1 protein-coding gene is annotated in these 2,846 nt (G+C 41.8%); it reads right to left on the bottom strand.

The genetic code is table 11. The features are described from left to right. The coding region (locus H6G97_RS54435; protein WP_242056171.1) for a DUF3854 domain-containing protein at positions 1–2,846 on the bottom strand (2,846 nt) is incomplete at both ends.

Genomic DNA, 2,846 nt, shown 5'->3' with positions numbered 1-2,846 from the left:
GTTTGCCCAATGTTCTGCTGCTCGAATTGACTTTGAAGGAGAATTTTTTGGTAAAGTTCACGTTGCTCCCCAATAGTCAGCTTGCCAGTTAAGACAAGTTTTTCCCGCAAAGGATTGTTGTACTGATTGGCAACACTAGACCAAGTTTTATTAGCTTCTAAACTTTGCCAATGAGAGGCAATCTCAGGGTGAAGAGGCACGGGTGTATCACGATTCTCTTCAGAAGAAAACTGTGGTTGTGCTTCTTTTTGAACCTGCGATCGCAAATCATTAACAATGTGGGCTAATGGTGGAAGCACAATATCAGTACGTCCATTGTGATTGATTTCACTCAAAGCTTGATTTTGAATCTGCTGGTAAAGTTCACGCTGTTCACCAACAGTTAACTTCCCAGTTTGCTGAATTTTAGATTGAAATTCTAAATGTCCTTGCGCTACAGTCTCATGACAAGCATCTTTTTCTAACTGCTCCCAATATTGTTTCAAAACTGGATGTAGTGGTAGCAAAACTTTATCTAAATTAGAAGAAAAATTTGGTTGTGATGGTGTTGTGCTGTTAGGTGTGGATGTAGTTGAGTATGATACAGCGTTCTGTTGTTTTGGAGAATTAAAGCTTGTTTCTTGTGGGTGTGATTGTGTCTTGCAATCTGGTACGTTGGGTGTAGGTTGAGTAGATTGGTGTGACTGCTCCTCGTCTAAATTACGGGTAATTTCGGGATGAACGGGCAGGTCGATGTCACGGGTGTCTGTCGGGTTGCCAAACAAATCTTTGTAATTAATATGCAGTTTTTGAGCCAACAGTTTTAACTTCTCTAAATCAGCTTCAGTGATAGCCATCGCTTGGACTTGATGAGTCATACCAGTGTCAGTTTTCTCAAACTGAAAGCGAACAGCTTCCCGATTTGTACCATTGTGTTCAGTTTTGAGTAATTGCAGAGTAGATGTATGGTCAGTGGTTTGCCGAAAAAGAATCCGGTAATTGCCCAAGCTTAAATCGTCTTTCTCGAACCTATTAATACTTTGTGTGAGAATTTTTAATACCTCGTTTTCTTTGAAACTTTCTAAAATATTGTGTGTGCCTTTAGGAGAAACTGAACCAACGACAGAAGCTATTTTGCGAGGGTCTTCATCAACAGAGGGCAATTCTTTACCAGCTTTGAGGTAGTCAGCCACTAACAAAAACTCTTGCCTTTCAATAGGCAGAATGTTAATTTGTTTTTCTATCCAAATTTTTTGTTCAGACTCTATTTCTGTGTAAGAAAGTTTAATATTGCCTACGTGCCCCCATTTATCAGCTTGAAAAGTCATTAACTCTACATCATCATGACGACGATAGATACTGTATTTATCAGCACCATGATTCTTGATTACAAAAGCATCAGCATGGTAGATTTTGCCACTGGTCTGCTGTTGTTCATCTTTAGCCTCAACACCATATTTTTTTAACAAAGTATAAGCAGCGAAAGCTATTTGTTTATTCTCACTAGCTTCTAGGCGCTTTCTAAAAAAATTAGGCTCATAAAGTGTAACATTTTCTTTTTTAGCCCAAGAAGAACTAGTTACAGCAGTTTCAGTTGGCTGGGCTGGCTCAGGGACAACATCTAAATGAATAATGTCTGAATCAATCACTTTTATATCTATAATCTGTGAACCAGGGTCAATAAATGGTTTACGACGATTCTTGTGAAATACATTCATGTTTGGTTCCAGTTCGGGAGCATCTGTCACGATAGAATCTCCTTTTTGTTGATCAACAAGGGAGGCAGGAGGCAAGAGCGCGTCGGCAGATCGCGCTTCGCGTCTCCCCTTGGGAGAAGGAAAACTGCTTTCTGCCGACGCTTGCGGACTCGCTAACGCTGCGCTATCCTGCCTCCTGGCTCTTGCCTCCTCTTCAATTGTCTTGACTGTGCCATCTTTGAGCTTGATAGTAAAACGTTTTTTATCAAGTTGATTTTGATGCCATGACTCTAGAGCTATAGCCCCGGCAGATAGCTTTTCAAAACTTTCTCCTCCCTGTGCGACTATAAAATCATCTACACCCTTATCCGGCCCTGGCAGCGTTAGTACTTTCACGACAGCACCAAATTCTTGTAATAAGCTTCCTGTTTGACAAATATCTCTTTGGATATTGAGCTTAGTTTCAGGCTTAGTTTCATAATCAAAGCAGATTTTGAAAACTCTATTAGGAGTAGCGAAAACAGCTAACTCATCAGCCAGATAAGAATCACCAATTTTCTTGCCCCACTCGTTTTTAGGTGAGCGATAGCCGGAGGAAATTCCCGGTAGTCCGATGGCTGCGTGACCTTGGCTTAACAGACTAGCCGCCTTCTTCGCGCCCTCTGTAATGACAAGTGGGATATTGTGTTTGCACACACAATACCAAAAACCACTCAAGCGATCGCTGTCGGTGGGGTTTACTCCAGCTTTTGAGTAAATATTTTGGGCAATCACGCCTGGGACATCTAGCAAGAAAATGCTCAAATCAACTGATGGTGGATGCTCATATTTGATGAACTTGCCTTCAACCGCAACAGTGAACCCATCTTTTTTCACGGTTTTGGGTCTGGGGCGGTTTGGCTTATAGCATCCCCATTCTTTAATTTGAGGTTGCTCACCAGGGGTAAGATTAGCAAATGTGCGCGGATCTACTCCTGAATTACACCACCAGCCACCTGCATCTAAGTGGGAATAGAGTTCTAAAAGCCTAGTAGAGAGGCTACCTGTATTTGTACGTGAGAGTTTGTCGCTGATCATCAGCCGTTCCCAAGCTTCATGTTCGCCACCGACATAGCTAAAATGAAGACTAGAGAAGTTGAGATGTGCAATTTCTGGTGCGATCGCACTGCC

Origin of the sequence: Nostoc flagelliforme FACHB-838 (assembly GCF_014698065.1) — a bacterium.
Lineage (GTDB): Bacteria > Cyanobacteriota > Cyanobacteriia > Cyanobacteriales > Nostocaceae > Nostoc > Nostoc flagelliforme_B.
The sequence above is the reverse complement of the archived record's forward strand: the minus strand, read 5'-3'. Positions and strand labels throughout refer to the sequence as shown.